Source organism: Streptomyces sp. NPDC005263 (assembly GCF_042872365.1).
Lineage (GTDB): Bacteria > Actinomycetota > Actinomycetes > Streptomycetales > Streptomycetaceae > Streptomyces.
In genome coordinates this window covers 112,692-136,451 of sequence record NZ_JBIAKJ010000003.1, presented here as the reverse complement: position 1 = coordinate 136,451, position 23,760 = coordinate 112,692, and the positions used below count along the sequence as shown (strand labels likewise).

General features: G+C 70.9%; 17 protein-coding genes, 1 pseudogene and 1 riboswitch. Of the genes and pseudogenes, 9 read left to right on the top strand and 9 right to left on the bottom strand.

The genetic code is table 11. The features are described from left to right. Window positions 1-93 precede the first annotated feature (93 nt). Both ACFYRY_RS14175 and ACFYRY_RS14170 read right to left on the bottom strand, forming a co-directional pair. Window positions 94-1,104, bottom strand: a complete 1,011-nt coding sequence (locus ACFYRY_RS14175; protein ID WP_389144107.1) for a polyprenyl synthetase family protein — start codon at window positions 1,102-1,104, stop codon at window positions 94-96. 236 nt (window positions 1,105-1,340) lie between these two features. Next, window positions 1,341-1,494, bottom strand: a pseudogene (locus ACFYRY_RS14170) (RNA-guided endonuclease TnpB family protein); the annotation flags it as partial. A 560-nt stretch (window positions 1,495-2,054) separates the two neighbouring features. Beyond that, window positions 2,055-2,234, top strand: a riboswitch (cyclic di-AMP (ydaO/yuaA leader). A gap of 4 nt (window positions 2,235-2,238) precedes the next feature. On the opposite strand from ACFYRY_RS14170, the gene ACFYRY_RS14165 reads away from it, so the two are divergent. After that, window positions 2,239-2,718, top strand: coding sequence for a transglycosylase SLT domain-containing protein (locus tag ACFYRY_RS14165; RefSeq protein WP_389144104.1), 480 nt, complete (start codon window positions 2,239-2,241; stop codon window positions 2,716-2,718). Between the two features lie 69 nt (window positions 2,719-2,787). Here ACFYRY_RS14165 and ACFYRY_RS14160 read toward each other — a convergent pair whose 3' ends face one another. The 3 genes from ACFYRY_RS14160 to ACFYRY_RS14150 all read right to left on the bottom strand — a co-directional run bounded on the left by ACFYRY_RS14160 (window position 2,788) and on the right by ACFYRY_RS14150 (window position 6,285). After that, the gene (locus ACFYRY_RS14160; protein ID WP_389144101.1) at window positions 2,788-3,600 is read right to left on the bottom strand and encodes an HAD family hydrolase; all 813 of its coding nucleotides are present in this window, start codon (window positions 3,598-3,600) and stop codon (window positions 2,788-2,790) included. Between the two features lie 176 nt (window positions 3,601-3,776). Further along, window positions 3,777-4,979 (bottom strand): FAD-dependent oxidoreductase, encoded by a 1,203-nt coding sequence (locus ACFYRY_RS14155; protein ID WP_389144098.1) that lies wholly within the window; start codon window positions 4,977-4,979, stop codon window positions 3,777-3,779. 67 nt (window positions 4,980-5,046) lie between these two features. Next, window positions 5,047-6,285, bottom strand: a complete 1,239-nt coding sequence (locus tag ACFYRY_RS14150) for an ATP-grasp domain-containing protein (protein WP_389144095.1) — start codon at window positions 6,283-6,285, stop codon at window positions 5,047-5,049. Between the two features lie 224 nt (window positions 6,286-6,509). Here ACFYRY_RS14150 and fahA point away from each other — a divergent pair, with 224 nt between their 5' ends. From fahA to ACFYRY_RS14110, 8 genes are all read left to right on the top strand, one after another. Next, complete coding sequence (gene fahA / locus ACFYRY_RS14145; RefSeq protein ID WP_389144092.1) at window positions 6,510-7,724, top strand: fumarylacetoacetase; 1,215 nt, start codon at window positions 6,510-6,512, stop codon at window positions 7,722-7,724. A 293-nt stretch (window positions 7,725-8,017) separates the two neighbouring features. Then, window positions 8,018-8,956: a M56 family metallopeptidase gene (locus ACFYRY_RS14140; RefSeq protein ID WP_389144090.1), complete on the top strand. Its 939-nt coding sequence runs from the start codon at window positions 8,018-8,020 to the stop codon at window positions 8,954-8,956. 165 nt (window positions 8,957-9,121) lie between these two features. Beyond that, complete coding sequence (locus tag ACFYRY_RS14135) at window positions 9,122-9,910, top strand: GntR family transcriptional regulator (protein WP_389144087.1); 789 nt, start codon at window positions 9,122-9,124, stop codon at window positions 9,908-9,910. A gap of 95 nt (window positions 9,911-10,005) precedes the next feature. After that, window positions 10,006-10,233 carry a ferredoxin family protein gene (locus tag ACFYRY_RS14130; protein WP_010986276.1) on the top strand — a complete coding sequence of 76 codons (228 nt, stop codon included), beginning with the start codon at window positions 10,006-10,008 and terminating at the stop codon, window positions 10,231-10,233. Between the two features lie 17 nt (window positions 10,234-10,250). Continuing rightward, the gene (locus ACFYRY_RS14125) at window positions 10,251-11,600 is read left to right on the top strand and encodes an ABC transporter substrate-binding protein (RefSeq protein WP_389144084.1); all 1,350 of its coding nucleotides are present in this window, start codon (window positions 10,251-10,253) and stop codon (window positions 11,598-11,600) included. 131 nt (window positions 11,601-11,731) lie between these two features. Next, window positions 11,732-12,580, top strand: coding sequence for an ABC transporter permease (locus ACFYRY_RS14120; RefSeq protein WP_389146196.1), 849 nt, complete (start codon window positions 11,732-11,734; stop codon window positions 12,578-12,580). Continuing rightward, window positions 12,564-13,337, top strand: coding sequence for an ABC transporter ATP-binding protein (locus ACFYRY_RS14115; RefSeq protein WP_389144081.1), 774 nt, complete (start codon window positions 12,564-12,566; stop codon window positions 13,335-13,337). Before ACFYRY_RS14120 ends, ACFYRY_RS14115 begins: the two co-directional genes overlap by 17 nt. Before the next feature lie 26 nt (window positions 13,338-13,363). Continuing rightward, window positions 13,364-16,174, top strand: a complete 2,811-nt coding sequence (locus ACFYRY_RS14110; protein ID WP_389146193.1) for a fumarate reductase/succinate dehydrogenase flavoprotein subunit — start codon at window positions 13,364-13,366, stop codon at window positions 16,172-16,174. Window positions 16,175-16,221: 47 nt separating this feature from the next. Here the strand turns inward: ACFYRY_RS14110 and recQ are convergent, their stop codons facing one another. The 4 genes from recQ to nuoL all read right to left on the bottom strand — a co-directional run bounded on the left by recQ (window position 16,222) and on the right by nuoL (window position 23,748). Next, on the bottom strand, window positions 16,222-18,306 hold the full coding sequence (gene recQ / locus ACFYRY_RS14105; protein WP_389146190.1) for a DNA helicase RecQ: 2,085 nt from the start codon (window positions 18,304-18,306) through the stop codon (window positions 16,222-16,224). Between the two features lie 245 nt (window positions 18,307-18,551). Next, window positions 18,552-20,201 (bottom strand): NADH-quinone oxidoreductase subunit NuoN, encoded by a 1,650-nt coding sequence (gene nuoN / locus ACFYRY_RS14100; protein WP_389144078.1) that lies wholly within the window; start codon window positions 20,199-20,201, stop codon window positions 18,552-18,554. After that, on the bottom strand, window positions 20,198-21,769 hold the full coding sequence (locus ACFYRY_RS14095; protein WP_389144076.1) for an NADH-quinone oxidoreductase subunit M: 1,572 nt from the start codon (window positions 21,767-21,769) through the stop codon (window positions 20,198-20,200). The genes nuoN and ACFYRY_RS14095 overlap by 4 nt, the downstream gene beginning before the upstream one ends. Window positions 21,770-21,774: 5 nt before the next feature. Further along, window positions 21,775-23,748 (bottom strand): NADH-quinone oxidoreductase subunit L, encoded by a 1,974-nt coding sequence (gene nuoL, locus ACFYRY_RS14090; protein WP_389144073.1) that lies wholly within the window; start codon window positions 23,746-23,748, stop codon window positions 21,775-21,777. Window positions 23,749-23,760: the final 12 nt, after the last annotated feature.

Sequence of the window (23,760 nt, the reverse complement as noted above, 5' to 3'; positions counted from 1 at the left end):
GCGGCCCCCCCCCGGGGGGGGGCCCCCCCCCCCCCCCCGCCGGGGCGGGGGGCCCCCCCCCGCCTCGGGTCGGTCCGGATCAGCGGTACGTCGCTACCCCGCCCGGTGGACCACCGCGTCGCACAACTCCATGAGCGCCAGCTTCGCGTCGCACTCCCGCAGCGGGGACAGCGCGGAGCGGGCGTCCTTGGCGTAGCGGACCGTGTCACGGCGGGCCTGTTCCAGCGCCGGGTGCGCGCGCAGGCCGGCCAGTGCCTGGGCGTGCCGTTCGTCGTCGGTGAGGTCGGAGTCCAGCAGCTCGCACAGGGCGACGTCCTCGGCCAGACCCAGCCGGGCCGCCCGTTCGCGCAGCCGCAGGACCGGCAGGGTCGCGATGCCCTCGCGCAGGTCGGTGCCCGGGGTCTTGCCGGACTCGTGGGAGTCGGACGCGATGTCCAGGACGTCGTCCGCGAGCTGGAAGGCGACGCCCAGCCGCTCGCCGTACTGCGTCAGCACGTCGACCACCGTCTCGTCGGCGCCCGACATCATCGCCCCGAAGCGGCACGCCACCGCCACCAGCGATCCCGTCTTGCCGCCGAGGACGTCGAGGTAGTGCTCGACCGGGTCCCGGCCGTCCTGGGGGCCCGCGGTCTCCAGGATCTGCCCGGTGACCAGGCGTTCGAACGCCTCGGCCTGGACCCGGACCGCCTCGGGCCCGAGGTCGGCCAGGATGTGCGAGGCGCGTGCGAACAGGAAGTCACCGGTGAGGACGGCGACCGAGTTGCCCCAGCGGGTGTTCGCGCTGTCCACCCCGCGCCGCACCTCGGCCTCGTCCATCACGTCGTCGTGGTACAGCGTCGCCAGGTGGGTCAGCTCCACCACCACCGCGGACGGCACGATGCCCGGCGCATAGGGGTCCCCGAACTGGGCGGCGAGCATCACGAGCAACGGCCGGAACCGCTTTCCGCCCGCCCGCACCAGATGCTGGGCGGCCTCCGTGATGAAGGGAACCTCGCTCTTGGTGGCTTCGAGCAGTCCCTCCTCGACAGCCGCCAATCCGGCCTGGACATCGGCTTCCAGAGCCTGGTCCCGCACGCTCAGCCCGAACGGCCCGACGACGGTCACGAGGGGTCTCCTGTCTGCTGGTGTCTACTGGCGATACACGGTTTGTCGATAGGTCGCTGACATCACTCAAGTCAGCGTATCCGGTCATCTTTCGATCACCGATAGCGCCCACCGGTCCAGGCCAGGCGGTATTGGATCATGCCGGGTATGTTTTTGATCACTTGAAAAGAACGGATATCTATCGACTTACATGGAAGTATTGAATCCTCCCCTCCTGGCGGGAGGGGATTCCTGACTCAGGCAGCCCCCTGGAGCAGTACTCCAGGTGGTCCTCCGCCCTCCGCCCTCGGCACCAGCCGGGTTGAGACCAGCCCGGACAAGCATCACCCGTGCGGAGTTCTTGTCCCGCGGGGACACGGTTCCACACGCGGCGCGGGTGTAGGTGCGCTCACCCGGCGACTGGGGTCCCCACGCCCCGCTCCGCCGTCAGAGTGGTGCGCGCAGTCGACGACACGCAGAGCCGGTCGGCGTAGCGGGTTACGCCCGCCGCCCACGGCCACCCCACGCCTGCCTCGCCCCCTCACAGCCCCAACCAGGGCACTGCGCCGTCCCCACCCCTCCGAAGGACCACACGTACGGACGTCGCACACACATTCCCGAACCTCGCAGCCGCCACCCCGACCAGTGATCACAGGCACACGCGTTCTCATCGCCGGCGATAACGAGCGGTACGGGCGCTCCGAGTTGGGCTCATTGCCCGATTTGCCGGTCTTGCGCTCGCCCGTGAGTTGGGTCACTCGCGGTCGAGTACACCCGGCTCCCACGTCACCTCCCTTCGCCTTGCCTTGCACGCCAGTTGAACCTTGGCAACAGCAAAGGATCAAGTGCCTCAAATGCCTCAGACCAAGGTCAATAGGTGCGAGGTATGAATCCGCCCTTGTTTCGGACATGTGCTCTCGCATACGTTCCCGGCCTGTCGGGCGGACGCCGAATCCTGCCGCCGCCCATAGAGACATCCACCGACGAACACCGCACGGCAGGAGCGGGGGACCCAGGTAAGCCGCCGTTCGGGATGTTCCAGGACATTCCGGTACGGCTCGGGGTGAAGTCGTGCCGCCTCATGGGGGCACGGCCGGGCAACTCCCGCCCGAACCCGACAGCTCACCTCGCAGGCGCCGGAGAAGGAACGTCCCCATGTCCGCAGGTCACAACCGTCTTTCCAAGAGAGCTCGTCTCGCCCGCAGGATCGCCGTCGCGGGCACCGGAGTCGCCGTCCTGGCGCTCCCGCTCATCGGCGCGACCACCGCGTCGGCGGCGACCCCGACCGTGGTCACCGCCTCCTCACTGGGTTACGCCAACAACCTCGACGGCTGGATCCGGGCGTCGCTCCAGGTCATGGCGGAACACGACATTCCGGGTTCGTACAACGGCATCTACCGCAATGTCATCCGGGAGTCCTCGGGCAACCCGTACGCCATCAACCTCTGGGACTCCAACGCGGCCGCGGGCACCCCGTCCAAGGGCCTGCTCCAGACCATCGACCCGACCTTCCAGGCGTACCACGTGGCCGGTACCTCGTGGGACCCGTACGACCCGGTCGCGAACATCACGGCCGCCTGCAACTACGCGGCCGCGCGGTACGGCTCGATCGACAACGTGTGGGGCGCGTACTGAGCCTCTTTCGCCGGTAGCCCTGTCACCGGTCGCCCTTTCGCCGGTAGCCCCGTCACCGGTAGCCCTTTGTCAGGCCTCCGGGAAGAGTCCTTCGAGGACGACGGCGACGCCGTCGTCCTCGTTCGACTGGGTGACCTCGTCGGCCACGGCCTTGAGTTCGGGGTGGGCGTTCGCCATGGCGATGCCGTGCGCGGCCCAGTCGAACATGGGGATGTCGTTGGGCATGTCACCGAAGGCGACGGTCCGGTCCGCGCCGAGGCCCAGACGGTCGGCGGCCAGTGCGAGGCCGGTCGCCTTGGTGATGCCGCAGGGCTGGAGTTCGACGGTGCCGGGCCCGGACATGGTGACCGTGGCGAGGGAGCCGACCACCGAGCGGGCGGTCGCCGCCAACTCGTCGTCCGACAGGTCGGGGTGACGCAGCAGCACCTTGCTGATGGGCTCGCACCACAGGTCGTCGCGCCGTCCCACGCGCACCGCGGGCAGCGTCGGGTGGGGCATGAGGTAGCCCGGTTCGATGAGGGTAAGTCCGTCGACGCCGTCCTGGTCGACGGCCGCGTACACCTCGCCCACCTCGGCCTCGATCTTGCCGAGCGCGGTCTCGGCCAATTCCCGGTCCAGGGTGACCGACCACAGCAGACGGTGCGCGCCGGCGTCGTACACCTGCGCGCCCTGCCCGCACACCGCGAGCCCCTCGCTGCCGAGGACGTCGAGGAGGGGCCGCACCCTGGGCGCCGGCCGGCCGGTGACGACGAGGTGCCGGGCGCCGGCCGCCGCCACCCGCGCGAGCGCGGCGAGTGACCGGTCGGAGAACGTGTCGTCGTCTCGGAGCAGCGTTCCGTCCAGGTCGGTGGCGATCAGTGAATATGCGGTAGGTGCGGCCATGATCAGAGAATACGGATGGAACGCCCCGCCGACTCGACGCGAACCGGACGGCTACCGCCTTCCCCCGCGGCGACGCCCGCTCCGGTCGCGCACGCCTGTTCCTCCACCACGGTTGTCGCGCTCACGCGACGTCCCGCACCACCAGTTCCGCCGGCACGGTCACCTGCGACGGGCGGCTACCCGTGGGCGGCGGCCAGGTGTTTCACCAGCCTCGGTGACGCGAACTCCGTCCCGCACACGAACCGCATCACCGGCCCGTACGACGCCGCCGACGGCAGGCCGGTGAAGTACAGGCCGGGGACGGACGACACGTACCCCGCGCCCAGTTTCGGGGCGCCCCGGCTCACCGTGAGCCCGGTGCGCAGTTCGTGGCCGAGGAAGTCCATCGCGGCCAGGTCCACGCGGTATCCGGTGGCCGCGATGACATGGTCGGCCGCCATCCGTTCCCTGCGGCCGGTGAGGCCGAGGGCGGTCAGCGTCGGGTGACCGTCGGCGGTGTCCGCGCTCAGCACCCGGTCGACCTCGCTGACCCGCACCGAGCTCTCGAAGCGCTCGCGCAACCACCACGCGCCCAGCGGGCCCAGAACCCGGCGGACCAGGTAGTGGCGGGCCTGGGCCGGCAGGCGGCGGTAGGGGTGCGGGTAGTAGCTGAGCGCCCACAGGGACCAGGCGCGGCCGAACGGTGACTCGGGTCGCAGCCTCGGCTGCCGCCAGGGGGGCGCCCCGAACGCGACGCTGCCGCGCCCGCGCGCCACCACACGCACCCGCGCGCCCGCCTCCGCCGCCAGCACCGCGGTCTCCAGCGCCGACTGGCCGGCGCCGACGACGATCAGCTCCTGGCCGGCGTAGCGGCTGAGATCGTGGTGCTGGGAGCTGTGGGAGAGCGCCCCGGTGGGGGCGGGGCCGTCCGGCGCGGCCGCGGCCAGCTCCGGGGGCAGATGGGCGAGGCCCGACAGGCCGGTCGCCACGACGACCGCGCGCGCGGTGAACAACTCGCCCGAGTCCAGCTTCAGTTCGAAGCCGCCGCCGGTCCGCCGGTCCACGGACACCACCCGTTCCCGCTCCAGCTCGGGCACCAGCTTCTGCTGGAACCACTCGCCGTACGCGATGAAGGTCTCGACGGGAATGATGTCCTCGTCCGTCACGAGCCGCCGGATGCCCGCGGCGTCGCAGTAGTCGGCCAGGGTGTGGTGAGGTTGCGGCGCGTCGATGCTGGAGGCGGCCGGGGTCGACTTCAGGAGCATTCCGGCGGGCATGTGGTCGCGCCAGCTGACCATGGGTTCGCCGAAGACACGGACGGGAATGCCGCGCGCCCGCAGATGCGCCGCGGTCGACAGGCCGAACGGGCCGGCACCGATGACTGCTACCGGTTGGATCACGAAGTCCCTCCCCAGGACGTCACTACGCCACTTCGTCACTACGTCACTACGTCACTTCGTCGGTTCGTCACTTCGTCAGGTCGCCGAGGCGGTTGCTGCGCCACAGCTGATACAGGTGCTTCGCGCCCGGTCGCACGAAGCGCGCGAGCATCGTGAGGAACGGCAGCGGGTCGTCACCCGCGAACCAGGCCAGCTCCGTCCCGCTCGCCCGCGCCGGTGCGTGCGGCGTCGTGTAGCCGCTGCGGCGGTAGGCGAGCAGGGCGGGCAGGTCGATGTTCTCCACGATGTACCGGTGGCCGGCCCGCTGTTCCCCCTCCGGAACGGTGCGCCCGGTCAGATCCAGATGCATGGCACGCACCACGTCCACCCCCGACTCGCTCTCGAAGAGCCGGAACTGGGCGCCCATGCGCGGGTTGAAGTCGAGGAGTTTGTACTGCCCGTCGCGCCGGTCGAAGCGCAGGTCGAGGTCGATGATCCCGGTGAAGCCGAGCTGTTTGATGAAACGCGCGGCGAGATCCGCGAGTTCGGGATTGTCGACGACGTACGCCCGCGCCGTCATGCCCGCGTGCGGTGGCCAGGAACGGACCTTGACCCCGGTGAACAGGGCCAGCGGGACCGAGTCCCGGTCGAAGTACGCGTGCACGATCCAGTCCTCCGCCTGCTCCCTCGGCAGGTACTCCTGGAGGACCACCCCCGGTCGCTCGCCCCAGCCCCGGGCCAGGCGGAGAAGCCCCGCGCGGGTGGCGATGCGGGTGGTGCCGTTCACGGCCGGCCTCTCCCGCCGTACGAACGCCTCGCGATTCTTGGCCACCACCGGGAAGCGGGCTTTCTCCGCGAAGTCGACGACATCGTCGTACGACCGCGGGAAGGCCGCCGACGGGCTCGGAATCCCGTGTTCCACGCACAGTTCGTGCAGCCCCTGTTTGCTGGCGAGGCGGCGCGGCAGCACCGGATCGACGCGCGGGAAGAGGAAGCGGTCACCCAGTTCGCCCTGGTGTTCGGCGATGAGGACGGCGGCCTCCTCGTCGGTGGGGATCAGCACCGCGGGCCGGCCGATCCGTCGCCCGATCCGCAGCAGCCCCTCCACCAGACGGCCCGGGTCCTCCGTCCCCCTCGTCGGCCACACGAACGCGCGCTTCAGGTAGCGGGACGCGGCCGCGGGTGTGTAACGGTCCTCGGTGATCGCGTACATCGGGACGCCCAGGCGGCCCAGACTCCGGATGGCGCCGACACCGCCGTGGTGCAGCGGATAGTCGCCGAACTTCACGATCAGGCCCGGCACTTCACGGGCGGCCGAAAACGGCACACTGCTGGTGCTCCTGGCCACGGGTCCCCCCACGTGTCCCCCCTACGGACCGGACCCACCCCGTCCGTGTCCCCCAAAGGACGCTAAGCCGGAATTGCACCCTCCCACAAGGAAATTTCGGACATTGCAAACTCTTTAGACACTGCCCAGGGCGGGCAACTCAGCCGTAACGTGTGGCACGACCACATGAACCGCACGGTTTGCACGAGAGTGAGGCAGCACCCATGCCCCCCTTCGACCTCCCCGAGGGCGACCCCTTCGGCCCGCACAACCTTCCGTACGGCGTGTTCTCGCTCCCCGGCTCGACGGACCGGACCGTCGGCGTCCGACTGGGGGACCAGGTACTCGACGCGGGTGCCGCGGCCGCCGCTCTGGGCTCCCCCTACGTCTCCCTGCTGGCCCGCCCCTCCCTGGGGCCGCTGCTCGCCGCGGGCCGCACCGCATGGTCGGACGTGCGGCGCGCGCTGACGGCATGGGTGACGGTCCCGTCCCACCAGGAGGCGATCGCGGGACTCTTCCGCCCGCTGTCCGACGTCACCCTGCACCTCCCCTTCGAGGTCGCGGACTACGTGGACTTCTACGCCTCCGAGAACCACGCCCGCAACGTCGGACAGATCTTCCGCCCGGACGCCGCCGACTCCCTGACCCCCAACTGGAAGCACCTGCCCATCGGTTACCACGGCCGCGCGGGCACGGTGGTGGTGTCCGGCACGGACGTCGTACGACCGTCGGGCCAGCGCAAGGCCCCCACCGACCCCGCACCCGTCTTCGGGCCGTCCGTCCGACTGGACATCGAGGCCGAGGTCGGCTTCGTGGTCGGGGCGCCCTCGCAGCCGGGCAGGCCGGTGGCACTGACCGACTTCCGCGAGCACGTCTTCGGACTGTGCCTGCTCAACGACTGGTCGGCGCGGGACATCCAGGCCTGGGAGTACGTCCCCCTCGGCCCGTTCCTCGGCAAGTCCTTCGCCACCTCGCTGTCCGCGTGGATCACTCCGCTGGACGCGCTGGAAGAGGCGCGGGTGACACCGCCGGAGCGCACCCACCCGCTGCTGGAGTACCTGGACGACTCCGAGGACGAGCCCGGCGGCTACGACCTGCGCATCTCGGTCTCCGTCAACGGCCACGTCATTTCGGAGCCCCCCTTCTCCACCATGTACTGGACCGCCGCCCAGCAGCTGGCCCACATGACCGTCAACGGCGCCTGGCTGCGCACCGGCGACCTGTACGGCTCGGGAACGGTGAGCGGATCCTCCGAGCGCGAACGGGGCTCCCTGCTGGAGCTGACCTGGAACGGCCGCGACGCACTCGAACTCCCCGACGGCAAGCGGACGTTCCTGGAGGACGGCGACGTGGTGACCCTGTCGGCGTGGGCGCCCGGGCCGGACGGGGTGCGGGTGGGGTTGGGCGAGGTCAGCGGGAGGGTTGTACCGAGCGCTTGAGGGAGCCGGTGAGGCCGGACGGGGCGCCGGTGAGCGGGTCGGCGGTGCGGGTCGACCCGGCCGGTCCGGTCCCGCCGTACGAACTGAGCCGCGCCCGGCGCGCCGCACTGATCACCGCGCCTGTGACATCCGTGTCCTGGTTACCGCCTGACTCCGGCGCTTCCCGCCGTCATACTGGCGGCGGGCGCCCCGCGCGGTTCGAGACACCGCACCCGCCGCCCGCACAGCCGCACGCAGCCCCACCGCCCGACCCGTAGCCGCCTCTCTTCCGACCAGGATCCGGAGCCCGTGGCATGACCTTCTGCCTGCTCCTGCTGAGCGCCGTCGCCCTGACGGCCGCCGTGCCGGCCCCGCGCGCGCTGACCCGGGCCGCGTGGCCCGAGCGGGACCCGGTGGTCGGCCTGTGGGTGTGGCAGTGCCTGGTCGCCACGGTCCTGCTGTGCTGTCTGACCGCCCTGGTCCTCGGTGCCGCCGCGGTCTTCCAAACGGTCCGCGACCACGTCTTCGCCCCGGCGCCGCCCGCCGTGACCGCGGCCTACGACCTCTCCGCGGCCCCGGTGTGGGCCGCCGCTCTCACCCTGTTGCTGGCCTGCGGCGCGGCCTGGACGACCGCGATGCTGACCCGGGAGCTCGTCGAGGCCCGCCGTCGCCGCGGCCAGGCCCACGCCCACCTGCGGGAGCGCGCCCCCGACCTGCCGGCGGGGCTGCCCGAGGCGCGCGGCCCGCTGCTGGTCCTGGAGGACGAGTACCCGGACGCCTGGTGGATGCCGGGCCACCCGCCCCAGCTGATCGTCACGACCGGCGCCCTGCACCGGCTCACCGACCACCAGCTCGACGCCGTCCTCACCCACGAACGCGGCCACGCCCGGGCCCGCCACAACTGGCTGCTCCACCTCTCCACCGCGCTGGCCACCGGCTTCCCCCAGGTCCCGCTGTTCTCCCACTTCTGCGACCAGACCCACCGCCTGGTCGAGCTCGCCGCCGACGACACCGCCTCGCGCCGCTGCGGCCACCTGACGACGGCGTTGGCCCTGATCGAGCTGAACCAACACCGCGGCGTCCTCTCCTGCGCCTCCACCCACCGCCTCCTCGGCGAGCGGGTTGACCGCCTCCTGGAACCCCAGCCCCGCCTGGGCCCCAGGCACCGGCTGCTGACGACGACGGTGGCGGCCCTGGTGCCCCTGCTCCCCCTTCTGATCACCTTCGCCCCGGGCCTGACGGCACTGTCCTAGGCGTCCCCGCTACACCTTTCCCCGGGCCCGCCGCGCGACCGCCTGGTGGCAGATCTTCCCGTCCAGCGCCGGACCCCCCAGGTCAGCGGCCGTACCGGCGGAGCCCTTGGTGGCGCAACACTCCCGCAACACAGCTTTCCCTACCGGCTCGCTATGGTTCGAAACATGCCAGCCTCCGACCGCGTCCGAGAGCACGCCGGCCAGGGCGCGACCACCGTCGCCGCCCACCGCGCGCGCCGTCGGCTGCGCGCGGACCAGGCACGCCAACTGGCCGACCTGCTGCGCCACCAGATCCTCACGGCCGGATTCCCGGACGGCACCCTCCCGCACGAGTCCACCCTCACCACCGAGTACCGCGCCTCCCGCAACACGGTCCGCCAAGCCCTGGACCTGCTCCGCGCGGAAGGCCTGGTCGAGCGCCTCCCGGGCGTCGGCACCGTGGTCGTCGGCCAGAAGTACCCGCACGGCCTCGACCACCTGATGGGCCTCGCGGAAACCCTCCACGAACACGGCCGCGTCACCAACGAGGTGCGCACGATGGGCCCGGCTCCTGCCCCCGCCCCCGTCGCCGACCGCCTCAAGGTCCCACCCGGCACGGACGTCCTCTACATCGAACGCCTGCGCCGCCTGAACGGCCTCCCCCTCTCCCTCGACCTCACCTACATCCCGCTCGACATCGGCACCGCCCTGCTCGGCGCCGACCTGGAGAACACCGACGTCTTCCGCCTCCTGGAAGCCATCACCGGTCAGCGTCTCGGCCACGCCGAGATCACCCTGGAGGCGGTGAACGCGGACACCCACTCCGCCGCCGTTCTGGAAGCCCCGCGCGGCGCGGCCGTCCTGATGCTGGAACGCCTCACCCACCTCGCCGACGGCCGCCCGGTCGACCTCGAGTTCATCCGCTTCCGCGGGGACCGCATCACGATGAGCGGCCTGCTGCACCGGTCGTTATGACCACGCGCCGGCGGCTGACCGGTCCATGTACCGGCCGCTGTAACTCGTAACCCGTAACCCTCACCCCCCGCTTGCGCACCTCCCTGGAGACAGCCATGCCCTTGGCGCCCCAGCGGGCCGACGTGCCCGTGACCATCGACGAGTCGAAGTGCATCGACGGCTGCACGCTCTGCGTGGACATGTGCCCGCTGGACTCCCTCGCCATCGACGAGAGCAACGGCAAGGCCTACATGCACGTCGACGAGTGCTGGTACTGCGGCCCCTGCGCGGCCCGCTGCCCCACCGGAGCCGTCACGGTCAACATGCCCTATCTGCTCCGGTGAGAGGCCTCCTATCCGCCATGAAACACCAACGCTCAGTAGTCGCCGTCGCCGCCGTCGCCCTGCTCCTCCCCCTCAGCGCCTGCGGCGGTGACGCGTCGGCCGGGGACAGTTCCACGGTCACCGTCACCGTCGGCTACCAGTCCAAGACGATCAACACCGTCACCGCCGGCACCCTCCTGCGCTCACTCGGCTACTTCGAGAAGCAGCTCAACGCCCTCCACGACGGCCACACCTACAAGGTCGACTGGCAGGACTACGCCACCGGCGCCCCCATCACCGCCCAGATGACCGCCGGGAAGATCGACATCGGCTCCATGGGCGACTTCCCGCTCCTCATCAACGCGGCCCGCGGCAAGCAGCTCGGCAAGCCCACCCGGCTGGTCTCGGTCACCGGCTACAACCTCCGCGGCGGCCTCAACACGATCGTCACCTCCCCTGGCTCCAGGCTGACATCCCTCACCGACCTGCGCGGCAAGAAGGTGTCGACCAGCATCGGCTCGGCCGCCGACGGCACCCTCGTGCGCGCCCTGCAACGCGCCGGCCTCGACCCCGACAAGGACATCGAGAAGCTCAACCAGCAGCCAGCGGTGGGTGCTTCGGCCCTCACCGCCGGCAGCACGGACGCGCTCTCGCAGTTCGTCGCCTGGCCCGGCCTGCTCGCCTTCCAGGGCAAGGCGAAGGCCTTGTACGACGGCGCCCAGCTGAACCTCCCCACCTTCCACGGCGTCACCGCCCGCGAAGACTTCGCCAAGCAGCGGCCCGCCGTCCTGGAGGCCTTCCTGAAGGCCCAGGCGGAGGCGACCGACTACCTCGACGAACACCCCGTGACGGCCGCCGAGAAGGTCGCCAAGGCCACCACCCTGCCCGCCGAGGTCGTCTACCTCTACAACGGCGACCACGGCATCGCCACCTTCGACCCGGCGATCAAGCCGCAGCTCGTCTCCGCACTGAAGGACGACGTGTCCGTGCTGAAGTCGGCGAAGCTGACCGGCGACGTGGACGTGGACGCCTTCATCGACGACCACTACGTCAGGAAGGCCCTCGGCGCGGACTACGCGAAGCGGCTCTCCGCCGCGCCCGCTCCCGCCGCGAGCGAGGTCTGGCCCAAGGGCGCCGAAACGACCCGCAGCTTCAAGACTCCCGCCGAGCTGCTGCGTTACGTCGCCGCGCACACGTCCGACATCCGCGCCTCCTACGTCCCCGACGCGACCACCGGCACCCTCTGGTTCGCCGACAAGGCGGTCTGGGTGGCCGACGGTGACCAGCTCCTCCCCTTCGTCGCCCCGGCGACCGCCCAGTCGTACATCGCCGGGCACGGCGGCGCCCGCGTCATCACATACGCCGACGCGCTGGGGCGGGCCTCGTGACCCGGGAGGCACGGCAGCCGGACCCTGACACGCGCCGCCAACCGAGGCAGCCGGACCCTGCCGCGCCACCGCACCCGAGGCGGGCGGGCCGGTTCGCGCCCCGGTATCCGCGGCGGGCCGGCCGGTACGCGCTGCGGGTCGCCTCGCTGGCGGTCGCCCTCGGCACCTGGCAGCTGCTGACCAGCCTGGACGTCAACCTGTGGCTGCGCTTCTCGCAGTTCCCCACGGTCACCGACGTGGCCCACGCCTTCACCGACCGGCTGTCCGGCCCCGACTACTGGACGGACCTCGCCGACAGCCTCACCCGCATCCTCACCGGTTTCCTCCTCGCGGCCGTCGTGGGCGTGGCCACGGGCGTGCTCGTGGCGCGGTCGCGGCTCGCGGAGGACCTGCTCGGACCGGTGCTCGAAGTGATCCGGCCCATCCCCGCCATCGCCCTCGTCCCGGTCGCGATCCTCCTGTTCCCCTCCAACGAACAGGGCATCGTCTTCATCACCTGCGCCGCGGCCTTCTTCCCGGTCCTGGTGTCCACCCGGCACGCGGTCCGCGCGCTGACCCCGGTGTGGGAGGAGGCGGTGCTCACGATGGGCGGCGGCCGGTGGCGGATCCTCGCCTCGGTGGTGCTGCCCGGTGCGCTGCCCGGGATCTTCGGCGGTCTGTCGGTCGGCATCGGCGTCTCGTGGATCTGCGTGATCTCCGCCGAGATGATCTCCGGCCAGTACGGCGTCGGCTACCGCACCTGGCAGGACTACACCGTCGTCGACTACCCGGGCGTCTTCGTCGGCATGGTCACCATCGGCGTCCTCGGCTGGCTCACCTCCACGGCCGTCGAAATGCTCGGCCGGCGCCTGACCCACTGGCTTCCGCGCACGTCGTACGCCCCGGGCACGCGTGTCCCCCGAACCCGCGCCGCCGCCCCCACCCCTGTGGTGGCGCGCCCCAAGACCGAGGAGGACGTGCCCCATGACCAGCTCGTCTGAGGTCCGCCCCGCCCGGCAGGCACGGACCGGTGCCGGGCTCACCCTGCGGGGCGCCACGCTCGGCCGCCCCGGCGCGATCGCGCTGGACGAGGTGGACCTCGACGTGGCGCCCGGCGAGATCCTCTCCGTGGTCGGCCCCTCGGGCTGCGGCAAGTCGACGCTGCTGCGCACCTTCGCGGGCCTGCTGCCCCCGCTCGCCGGCACGGTCACCCAGGACGGGAGTCCGCTGACCGGCCCCGCCGCCGACCGCGCCCTGGTCTTCCAGGAGGACGCCCTGCTGCCCTGGCGCACCCTGCGTGCCAACGTCGAACTCCCGCTCGCCATCCAGGGGTTGCCGCGCGGGCAGCGCAGGAAACAGGCCGACGCCTGGCTCGACCGGGTCCAACTCGCCGACCGGGCCCGGCAGTTGCCGCACCGGGTCTCCGGCGGCCAGCGCCAGCGCGCGCAGCTGGCCCGCGCCCTCGCCGCCCGACCGCGTGCCGTCCTGATGGACGAGCCGTTCGGTGCCCTCGACGCCCAGACCCGCGCCGGCATGCAGGACCTGCTGGTGGAGGTGCTGAGCGGCACGGGCGCGACCGTCGTGTTCGTCACCCACGACGTCGACGAGGCCCTGTTCCTCGGCGACCGGGTGGCCCTGCTCGGCGCGGGCGGCCTGATCGCGGTCCGGGACGTCCCGAACCCCCGCGACCGCTCGGCGCACGACGACCCGGCGCGTGTGGCACTGCGGCGTGACGTCCTCACCTCCCTCAGCAGCTGACTCCTCAGTACGTGAAAGGCACCCTGGTGGACACCACCCCGGACACCCCCACGGCCGGCGCCACGGACAGCCTCCCGGCGATCCCCGCGCTCACCGACGCCGAGGAGCTGACCTGCGACGTCCTCGTCATCGGAGGCGGCACCGCCGGCACCATGGCCGCCCTGACCGCCGCCGAGCACGGTGCGAACGTCCTGCTCCTGGAGAAGGCCCACGTCCGTCACTCCGGTGCCCTCGCGATGGGCATGGACGGCGTCAACAACGCGGTCATCCCGGGTCGTGCCGAGCCCGACGACTACGTCGCCGAGATCACCCGCGCCAACGACGGCATCGTCGACCAGTCCACCGTCCGTCAGACCGCGACCCGCGGCTTCGCCATGGTGCAGCGCCTGGAGTCGTACGGCGTGAAGTTCGAGAAGGACGAGCACGGCGACTACGCGGTCCGCCAGGTCCACCGCTCCGGCTCCTATGTGCTGCCGATGCCGGAGGGCAAGGACGTCAAGAAGGTGCTGTACCGGCAGTTGCGGCGGCGCGAGATGCGGGAGCGGATCCGTATCGAGAACCGGGTGATGCCGGTGCGTGTGCTGACCTCGCCCGAGGACGGGCGGGCCGTGGGGGCGGCCGGCTTCAACACCCGTACGGGGCAGTTCGTCACCGTCCGGGCGGGAGCGGTGATCCTCGCCACCGGCGCCTGCGGCCGCCTCGGCCTGCCCGCCTCCGGTTACCTGTACGGCACGTACGAGAACCCCACCAACGCGGGCGACGGCTACGCCATGGCCTACCACGCGGGCGCCGAGCTCACCGGCATCGAGTGCTTCCAGATCAACCCGCTGATCAAGGACTACAACGGTCCGGCCTGCGCCTATGTCGCCAACCCGTTCGGCGGCTACCAGGTCAACCGGCACGGTGAACGCTTCGTCGACTCCGACTACTGGTCGGGCCAGATGATGGCGGAGTTCGCGGCGGAGGTCGCCTCCGACCGGGGCCCCGTGTACCTGAAGCTGAGCCACCTCCCGGAGGAGTCGGTGTCGGCCCTGGAGTCGATCCTGCACTCCACGGAGCGTCCGACCCGTGGCACCTTCCACTCCGGACGCGGTCACGACTACCGCACCCATGACATCGAGATGCACATCTCCGAGATCGGCCTGTGCGGCGGCCATTCGGCCTCCGGCGTCCGTGTCGACGACCACGCCCGCACGACCGTCCCCCGTCTCTACGCCGCCGGCGACCTGGCCTGCGTCCCGCACAACTACATGATCGGCGCGTTCGTCTTCGGCGACCTGGCGGGCGCGGACGCGGCCCAGTACCGCCCGTACGAGGGCGAGTTGCCGGCCGGCCAACTGCGGGACGCCCACGAGCTGATCTACCGCCCGCTGCACAACCCGGACGGCCCTCCGCAGGCCCAGGTCGAGTACAAGCTGCGCCGCTTCGTGAACGACTACGTGGCCCCGCCGAAGTCGGGCGCCCGGCTGTCCCTCGCCCTGGAGGCGTTCGAGCGGATGCGCGCCGACATCGCGGAGATGGGTGCCCACACCCCGCACGAGCTGATGCGTTGCGCGGAGGTCAGCTTCATCCGTGACTGCGCGGAGATGGCCGCCCGTGCCTCCCTGGCCCGCACGGAGTCCCGCTGGGGCCTCTACCACGATCGTCTCGACCACCCGCGGCGCGACGACGCGTCCTGGTTCCACCACCTCGATCTGCACAAGTCCCCCTCTGGTGCGATGGAGTTCACGGCTCGTCCCGTGGCTCCCTATCTGGTCCCGATCGAGGAGTTCACCCCGACCGGCGGTGCGTCCCGGCACCTCGGCGAGGTGCACGCCGAACAGGTGGCGACGGCCGGGGCGCGGGACCTCGCTCCGGTGGCCTCCCGGACCGGGGCGGCACAGCCGGAGGCGGGCGGTGACCGGGAGAGCGCTCACGCCCGCCCCGCCTCCGAGCAGTCCTCGACCCGTCTCCTCGAACTCGTCGCTCTCGCCGAGGAGCAGCCCGAACTCGATGCTCTCCGGCCGTACTTGACCGACCCTTCACCGGCCGTCCGTCGCGAATCCGTCGCCGTTCTGACCGAGGCGCTGCCGACCGGGACGGGGCCCGCCCTCGCCGTGGCGCTCCGCGACCCCGCCGCCGAGGTCCGTGCCGCTGCCGCCGCCTCGTTGCGCGAGCTCGTCGAGACGCTCCCGCCCGAACCGGCGCTGCGCGACGGTCTCGGCGCCGCGCTGGCCGAGTCCGATCCCGTCGTCCGTGCCGCGGCCCTGGACGTACTGCGCGCCTTGCGTCTCGGTGACGCCGCTCTCTTCGCCGGCTCCCTCTCGGATTCCGACACCGCCGTCCGCATCGAGGCCGTGCGTGCACTGGTGTCGGTCGACGCCGCCGAAGAACTCGCCCGCGCCGCCACGGCCGACCCGTCACGTGAGGTCCGCGTCACGATCGCCAAGGCCCTGGCGACGGTGTTCGCGGGACGCCCGGCCCTCGACCCCGGCCCCGTCCACACCGCCCTCGCCGCCCTGGTCGACGACCCCGACGCCCTGGTGCGCGGTGCCGCCTACGGAGCGCTGGGCACCACCGGCTGCCCCGCACCGCTCGCCACCCGGGCCACGGCCGCCCTGGCCGACCCCGCCTGGCAGGTACGGTCGGGCGCCGCGACCGCCCTGTCCGCGGCGGACCCCGACGCGGCCGTCCCCGCGCTGGCCAAGGCTATTGCCGACCCGAACGCCGACGTCCGCAAGGCCGCGGTCCTGGCGCTGACCCGTCACTCCGCCACCGAGGCTGCCCGTGCGGCCCTGTCCACGGCCACCGCAGACACCGACGCGGACGTCAGGGCGTACGCCACCCGGGCCCTGTAGGGATCCTGGCGCCCGACCCCTCTGTCGAGCCCGCTATATCCAGCCCTCTATATCCAGTCCTCCGGTTCGGGCTCCCCATCCATCTCCGGCCAGTCGTCGAAGCCTGATCCGGAAACCGACCCCGGCCCTGACCCCGTGCCCGGTCCCGGGTCGATGTCCCGCGCCGGGCTCGACGCGGGGCCCCCGCTGCCATCCGTCGGGTTCGTCGCCGCGGCCCCGGGAGGGCCGCCCAGTCCGGCGAGCACCCCGACCACGCCCTCCCCATAGGTCACCAGCTTCTTCTCGCCGACGCCGCTGATCCCACCGAGTTGCTGCACCGAGGTGGGCCACACCGTCGCGATCTCCCGCAGTGTCGCGTCGTGGAAGATGACGTACGCCGGAACGCCCTGTTCCCGCGCCTGCTCGGCCCGCCAGGCACGCAGCGCCTCGAAGGCGGGCTGGAGGGCCTCGGGCAGTTCGGCCGCCGCGGCCTTGGCCTTGCGCTCGCCGCGCCCGGAGCCGGACGAGCCGGACCCCGAGGACCGCGAGGGCGCCGCCTTCTTCGGCTCCTTGCGCAGCGGCACCTCCCGCTCCCGCCGCAGCACCGACCCGCTCGCCTCGGTCAGCACCAGCGTGCCGTACTCCCCCTCGACGGCGAGGAGCCCCTGCGCCAGCAACTGCCGTACGACACTTCGCCATTCGCCGTCGGAGAGGTCCTCGCCGATACCGAACACGGACAGCTGGTCGTGATCGAACTGGATCACCTTGGCCGTGCGCTTGCCCTGGAGGATGTCGACGATCTGCACCGCGCCGAACTTCTGGCCCCGCTCCCGCTGCAGCCGCACCACGGTCGACAGCACCTTCTGCGCGGCGACCGTGCCGTCCCACGTCTGAGGCGGGACGAGGCAGGTGTCGCAGTTGCCGCAGCCCGTCGGGTCGGGGTCCTGGCCGAAGTAGGCGAGAAGCTGACCGCGTCGGCACTGGGCCGTCTCGCACAGCGCGAGCATCGAGTCCAGGTGAGCCGCGGCCCGGCGCCGGAACGCCTCGTCGCCCTCACCGGACTGGATCAGCTTGCGCTGCTGTATGACGTCGTTGAGGCCGTACGCCATCCATGCCGTGGATGGCAGCCCGTCCCGGCCGGCCCGGCCCGTCTCCTGGTAGTAGCCCTCGACCGACTTGGGCAGGTCGAGGTGCGCCACGAAGCGGACGTCCGGCTTGTCGATGCCCATGCCGAAGGCGATGGTGGCGACCACGACCAGCCCGTCCTCCCGCAGGAAGCGGGACTGGTGGGCCGCGCGGGTACCCGCGTCGAGGCCCGCGTGGTACGGCACCGCCTCGATGCCGTTGCGGGACAGGAACTCGGCGGTCGCCTCCACCGACTTGCGTGAGAGGCAGTACACGATGCCCGCGTCGCCGGCGTGTTCCTCCCGCAGAAAGCCCAGCAGCTGCTTCTTGGGGTCGGCCTTCGGCACGATCCGGTACTGGATGTTGGGCCGGTCGAAGCTCGCCACGAAGTGGCGGGCCCGCGGCATGTTCAGCCGCTGGGTGATCTCCTGGTGCGTCGCGTGCGTGGCCGTCGCCGTCAGCGCGATGCGCGGAACGTCCGGCCAGCGCTCGCCGAGCAGGGACAGGGACAGGTAGTCGGGGCGGAAGTCGTGGCCCCACTGGGACACGCAGTGCGCCTCGTCGATCGCGAAGAGAGCGACCTTGCCGCGCGAGAGCAGGTCCAGGGTGGAATCCAGCCGCAGCCGCTCCGGCGCCAGGTACAGCAGATCCAGCTCGCCCGCCAGATACTCGGCCTCGACGACTCGCCGCTCGTCGAAGTCCTGCGTGGAGTTCATGAACCCGGCGCGCACGCCCAGTGCCCGCAGCGCGTCGACCTGGTCCTGCATCAGCGCGATGAGCGGCGAGACCACAATGCCCGTACCGGGTCGGACCAGGGACGGAATCTGGTAGCACAGGGACTTGCCGCCGCCGGTCGGCATGAGGACGACGGCGTCCCCGCCGGCCACCACATGCTCGATGACCTCGTCCTGCGCGCCTCGGAAGGCCTCGTACCCGAAGACCCGGTGCAGCGTGGCCAGTGCCTCGCTCTGCGTCGCCGGCGTCTCGGTGATCCCTGGCATCTCGATGATCCCGCCCGTCCCGCCCATAGCCATGTCCCCCGTACGTCGTCCCTCGACCACTGCCTCCACGATAGGGCTCGGGACCGACAGCGCCCGAGTTATCCACAGGCCGTCCACGGGACTGTCGCCGGTCGGTCCGAGCGACCCCCTCAGGAACCCGTCCCTGGGTCGTCCCGGACCCGGGCCGGGCAGCATCCGCGGTGCGCCCGAGAACGACACGTGGGCCCCGGCTCCCCACCGGGAACCAGGGCCCACCACAGCAGCGGCGCAGGTCAGCGCACGAACACTCCCGCCTGGTTCGCCAGGTCCAGGAAGTACTGCGGCGCGACACCGAGGACCAGCGTCACCGCCACACCGACCCCGATCGCGGTCGTCGTCAACGGTGACGGCACCGCAACGGTCGGCCCCTCGGGCCGCGGCTCGCTGAAGAACATCAGCACGATGACCCGGATGTAGAAGAAGGCCGCGATCGCGGACGAGATCACACCCACCACGACCAGCGGGGCCGCGCCGCCCTCCGCCGCCGCCTTGAACACGGCGAACTTCCCGGCGAACCCGGAGGTCAGCGGAATGCCCGCGAAGGCCAGCAGGAAGACCGCGAACACCGCCGCCACCAGCGGTGAACGCCGGCCGAGCCCGGCCCACTTGGACAGGTGGGTCGCCTCACCCCCGGCATCCCGGACGAGCGTGACCACCGCGAACGCCCCGATGGTGACGAACGAGTACGCGGCCAGATAGAAGAGGACCGAGGACACACCGTCGGGCGTGGTCGCGATGACACCCGCGAGGATGAAGCCCGCGTGCGCGATGGACGAGTACGCCAGCAACCGCTTGATGTCCGTCTGCGTGATCGCGACGATCGCACCGCCCAGCATGGTGACGACAGCGACACCCCACATCACCGGCCGCCAGTCCCAGCGCAACCCCGGCAGCACCACGTACAGGAGCCTCAGCAGCGCGCCGAAGGCCGCCACCTTGGTGGCCGCCGCCATGAACCCGGTCACCGGCGTCGGCGCGCCCTGGTAGACGTCGGGCGTCCACATGTGGAACGGGACCGCGCCGACCTTGAAGAGCAGGCCCATCACCAGCATGGCTGCACCGATGAGCAGCAACGCGTCGTTGCCCATGGTGTCCGCGAGCGCCGGGTCGACGTTCGTGACCGTTCCGTCGACGACCTGCGCGATCCTCCCGTACGACATCGAGCCCGCGTAGCCGTACAGCAGTGCGATGCCGAAGAGGGTGAACGCGGAGGCGAACGCGCCCAGCAGGAAGTACTTGACCGCGGCTTCCTGCGACATCAGCCGCTTGCGGCGGGCCAGCGCGCACAGCAGGTACAGCGGGAGGGAGAAGACCTCCAGGGCCACGAACAGGGTCAGCAGGTCGTTGGCCGCCGGGAAGATCAGCATGCCGGCGATCGCGAACAGCAGCAGCGGGAACACCTCGGTGGTGGTGAACCCGGCCTTCACCGCGGCCTTCTCGCCGTCGCTGCCGGGCACCGAGGCCGCCTGCGCGGCGAAGGAGTCGACGCGGTTTCCGTGCGTCTCGGGGTCGAGCCGCCGTTCGGCGAAGGTGAACAGGCCGACCACGCCGGCCAGCAGGATGGTGCCCTGCAGGAACAGGGCCGGGCCGTCCACGGCGATCGCGCCCATCGCCGCGATGCCGGCCTTCGTCGTCGCGTACCCGTCGGAGGCGAGCGCGACGACCGCGGCGAAGGCGGCGGCCAGCGCGACCACGGACACGAACAGTTGGGCGTAGTAACGGGACTTGCGGGGGACGAACGCCTCGACCAGCACCCCGAGGAGCGCCGCGCCGATGATGATCAGGATGGGCGACAGTTGTCCGTACTCGAACTTCGGTGCGTCGATCTTCGAGATCGGATCGGCCGCGGTTGTCCACAGGCTGTGGACGGCTGTTGCGCTCACTTGGCCGCCTCCACCTCGGGCTGGGGGTCCTTCTGATGTACATCGGACATGGTCTGCTTGACCGCCGGGTTGACGATGTCGGTGACCGGCTTCGGGTAGACGCCCAGGAAGATCAGCAGTACGACCAGCGGGGCGACGACCACGAGTTCCCGCACCCTGAGATCCGGCATCGCCGCCACCTCGGGTTTCACCGGGCCCGTCATCGTCCTCTGGTAGAGGACCAGGACGTACAGCGCGGCGAGCACGATGCCGAAGGTGGCGATGATCCCGATCACCGGGTAGCGCGCGAACGTGCCCACCAGGACCAGGAACTCGCTCACGAAGGGCGCGAGCCCGGGGAGCGACAGGGTCGCCAGGCCACCGATCAGGAAGGTGCCGGCGAGCACCGGGGCGACCTTCTGCACTCCGCCGTAGTCAGCGATGAGCCGCGAGCCGCGCCGGGAGATCAGGAAGCCGGCCACCAGCATCAGGGCGGCTGTCGAGATCCCGTGGTTGACCATGTAGAGCGTCGCCCCGGACTGGCCCTGGCTGGTCATCGCGAAGATGCCCAGGATGATGAAGCCGAAGTGCGAGATCGACGCGTACGCCACCAGCCGCTTGATGTCCCGCTGGCCGACGGCGAGCAGCGCCCCGTAGATGATGCTGATCAGCGCCAGGACCAGGATGACGGGCGTGGCCCACTTCGACGCCTCCGGGAACAGCTGGAGACAGAAGCGGAGCATCGCGAAGGTGCCCACCTTGTCGACGACCGCGGTGATGAGGACGGCGACCGGGGCGGTGGCCTCCCCCATCGCGTTGGGCAGCCAGGTGTGCAGCGGCCAGAGGGGCGCCTTCACCGCGAACGCGAAGAAGAAGCCCAGGAACAGCCAGCGTTCGGTGTTGGTCGCCATGTCGAGCGAACCGTTGGCCCGTGCCTCGGCGATGTCCTGGAGTGAGAAGCTCCCGGCGACCACGTACAGACCGATCACCGCGGCCAGCATGATCAGGCCGCCGACCAGGTTGTAGAGCAGGAACTTCACGGCCGCGTACGACCGTTGCGTGGACGCCGTCTCCTCGCCGTGCTCATGGGCACGGTCCCCGAAGCCGCCGATGAGGAAGTACATCGGGATCAGCATGGCTTCGAAGAAGATGTAGAAGAGGAAGACGTCGGTGGCCTCGAAGGAGAGGATCACCATCGCCTCGACGGCCAGGATCAGGGCGAAGAACCCCTGAGTCGGCCGCCAGCGCTTGTTGCCGGTCTCCAGCGGGTCGGCGTCGTGCCAGCCCGCGAGGATGATGAACGGGATCAGCAGCGCGGTCAGCGCGAGCAGCGCCACCCCGATGCCGTCCACGCCGAGCTCGTAGCGGACTCCGAAGTCCTTGATCCAGGCGTGGGATTCGGTGAGCTGGTAGCGGTCGCCGTCCGGGTCGAAACGCACCAGGACGACGGCGGCGAGGACGAGGGTGGCGAGCGAGACCAGCAGCGCGAGCCACTTGGCGGCGGTGCGCCGGGCGGCCGGTACCGCGGCCGTGGCGATCGCGCCGACGGCCGGAAGCGCCGCCGTCGCTGTCAGCAGGGGAAAGGACATCGGTATCAGACCGCCCTCATCAGCAGGGTCGCGGCGACGAGGACCGCCGCACCGCCGAACATCGAGACCGCGTACGACCGCGCGAAGCCGTTCTGCAGCCTGCGCATCCGCCCGGAGAGGCCGCCCATCGAGGCCGCCGTGCCGTTGACGACACCGTCGACCAGGGTGTGGTCGACGTACACCAGGGAGCGCGTGAGGTGCTCTCCGCCTCGGACCAGGACCACGTGGTTGAAGTCGTCCTGGAGCAGGTCGCGCCGGGCGGCCCGGGTGAGCAGCGACCCGCGCGGGGCGAGGACCGGCACCGGACGGCGGCCGTACTGGGCGTACGCGACGGCGACGCCGACGACGAGCACCACCATCGTGGCGAGGGTGACCGTCAGCGCGCTGACCGGGGAGTCGCCGTGGCTGTGGCCGGTGACGGGCTCCAGCCAGTGCAGGAAGCGGTCGCCGATGCTGAAGAACCCGCCCGCGAAGACCGATCCGAAGGCCAGCACGATCATCGGGATCGTCATGGAGCTGGGCGACTCGTGCGGGTGCGGTTCGGCGTGCTCGCCGTGGTGCTCGGCGGCGGGCTCCACGCTCGGCTCGGCCGGGGAGGGCGTCGGAGCGTTGCGCCAGCGTTCCTCGCCGAAGAACGTCATCAGCATCACGCGCGTCATGTAGTACGCCGTGATGGCCGCGCCCAGCAGGGCGCACGCGCCGAGGATCCAGCCCTCGGTGCCGCCCTTGGCGAAGGCCGCCTCGATGATCTTGTCCTTGGAGAAGAAGCCCGACAGGCCGGGGAAGCCGATGATGGCGAGGTAACCGAGGCCGAAGGTGATGAAGGTGATCGGCATGTACTTCCTGAGGCCGCCGTACTTCCTCATGTCGACCTCGTCGTTCATGCCGTGCATGACCGAACCGGCGCCGAGGAACAGCCCGGCCTTGAAGAAGCCGTGCGTCACCAGGTGCATGATCGCGAAAACGTAGCCGATGGGGCCGAGGCCCGCGGCGAGGACCATGTAGCCGATCTGCGACATGGTCGAGCCGGCCAGCGCCTTCTTGATGTCGTCCTTCGCGCAACCGACGATCGCACCGAACAGGAGCGTGACCGCACCGACGACGGTGACGACGAGTTGGGCGTCGGGGGCCGCGTTGAAGATGGCCGCGGAGCGGACGATCAGGTACACGCCCGCGGTCACCATCGTGGCGGCGTGGATGAGGGCCGAGACCGGGGTCGGGCCTTCCATCGCGTCCCCGAGCCAGGACTGCAGCGGCACCTGGGCGGACTTGCCGCAGGCCGCGAGCAGCAGCATCAGGGCGATCGCGGTGAGCTTGCCCTCGGTGGCGTCACCGGCCAGTCCCGGATCGTCCAGGGTGCCCAGCAGCGGGCCGAAGGCGAAGGTGCCGAAGGTGGTGAACATCAGCATGATCGCGATCGACAGGCCCATGTCGCCGACGCGGTTGACCAGGAAGGCCTTCTTCGCCGCGGTGGCCGCGCTGGGCTTGTGCTGCCAGAACCCGATCAGCAGGTAGGACGCCAGACCGACGCCCTCCCAGCCGACGTACAGCAGGAGGTAGTTGTCGGCGAGGACCAGCAGCAGCATCGCCGCGAGGAACAGGTTCAGATAACCGAAGAAGCGACGACGGCGTTCGTCGTGCTCCATGTATCCGACCGAGTACAGGTGGATCAGCGAGCCGACGCCGGTGATCAGCAGGACGAAGGTCATCGACAGCTGATCGAGTTGGAAGCCGACGTCTGCCTGGAAGCCCCCGACCGGGATCCAGCTGAACAGGTGCTGGGTGAGGGTGCGGTGTTCGGCGTCCTTGCCGAGCAGGTCGACGAAGAGGATCACACCGATCACGAAGGACGCGCCGGCCAGGGCCGTGCCGATCCAGTGGCCGATGGCGTCCAGTCTCCGGCCGCCGCAGAGCAGGACCGCCGCTCCGAGCAGGGGCGCCGCGATGAGCAGCGCGATCAGGTTCTCAGCGTTAGTCACGGTTCAGCGACC

Coding starts and splice junctions, on each gene's coding strand:
- ACFYRY_RS14140 (WP_389144090.1), top strand. CDS start 8,018: ATGACCTTCTGCCTGCTCCTGCTGAGCGCCGTCGCCCTGACGGCCGCC.
- ACFYRY_RS14135 (WP_389144087.1), top strand. CDS start 9,122: ATGCCAGCCTCCGACCGCGTCCGAGAGCACGCCGGCCAGGGCGCGACC.
- ACFYRY_RS14160 (WP_389144101.1), bottom strand. CDS start 3,600: ATGGCCGCACCTACCGCATATTCACTGATCGCCACCGACCTGGACGGA.
- ACFYRY_RS14165 (WP_389144104.1), top strand. CDS start 2,239: ATGTCCGCAGGTCACAACCGTCTTTCCAAGAGAGCTCGTCTCGCCCGC.
- fahA (WP_389144092.1), top strand. CDS start 6,510: ATGCCCCCCTTCGACCTCCCCGAGGGCGACCCCTTCGGCCCGCACAAC.
- ACFYRY_RS14095 (WP_389144076.1), bottom strand. CDS start 21,769: ATGTCCTTTCCCCTGCTGACAGCGACGGCGGCGCTTCCGGCCGTCGGC.
- ACFYRY_RS14125 (WP_389144084.1), top strand. CDS start 10,251: ATGAAACACCAACGCTCAGTAGTCGCCGTCGCCGCCGTCGCCCTGCTC.
- ACFYRY_RS14115 (WP_389144081.1), top strand. CDS start 12,564: ATGACCAGCTCGTCTGAGGTCCGCCCCGCCCGGCAGGCACGGACCGGT.
- ACFYRY_RS14130 (WP_010986276.1), top strand. CDS start 10,006: ATGCCCTTGGCGCCCCAGCGGGCCGACGTGCCCGTGACCATCGACGAG.
- recQ (WP_389146190.1), bottom strand. CDS start 18,306: ATGGGCGGGACGGGCGGGATCATCGAGATGCCAGGGATCACCGAGACG.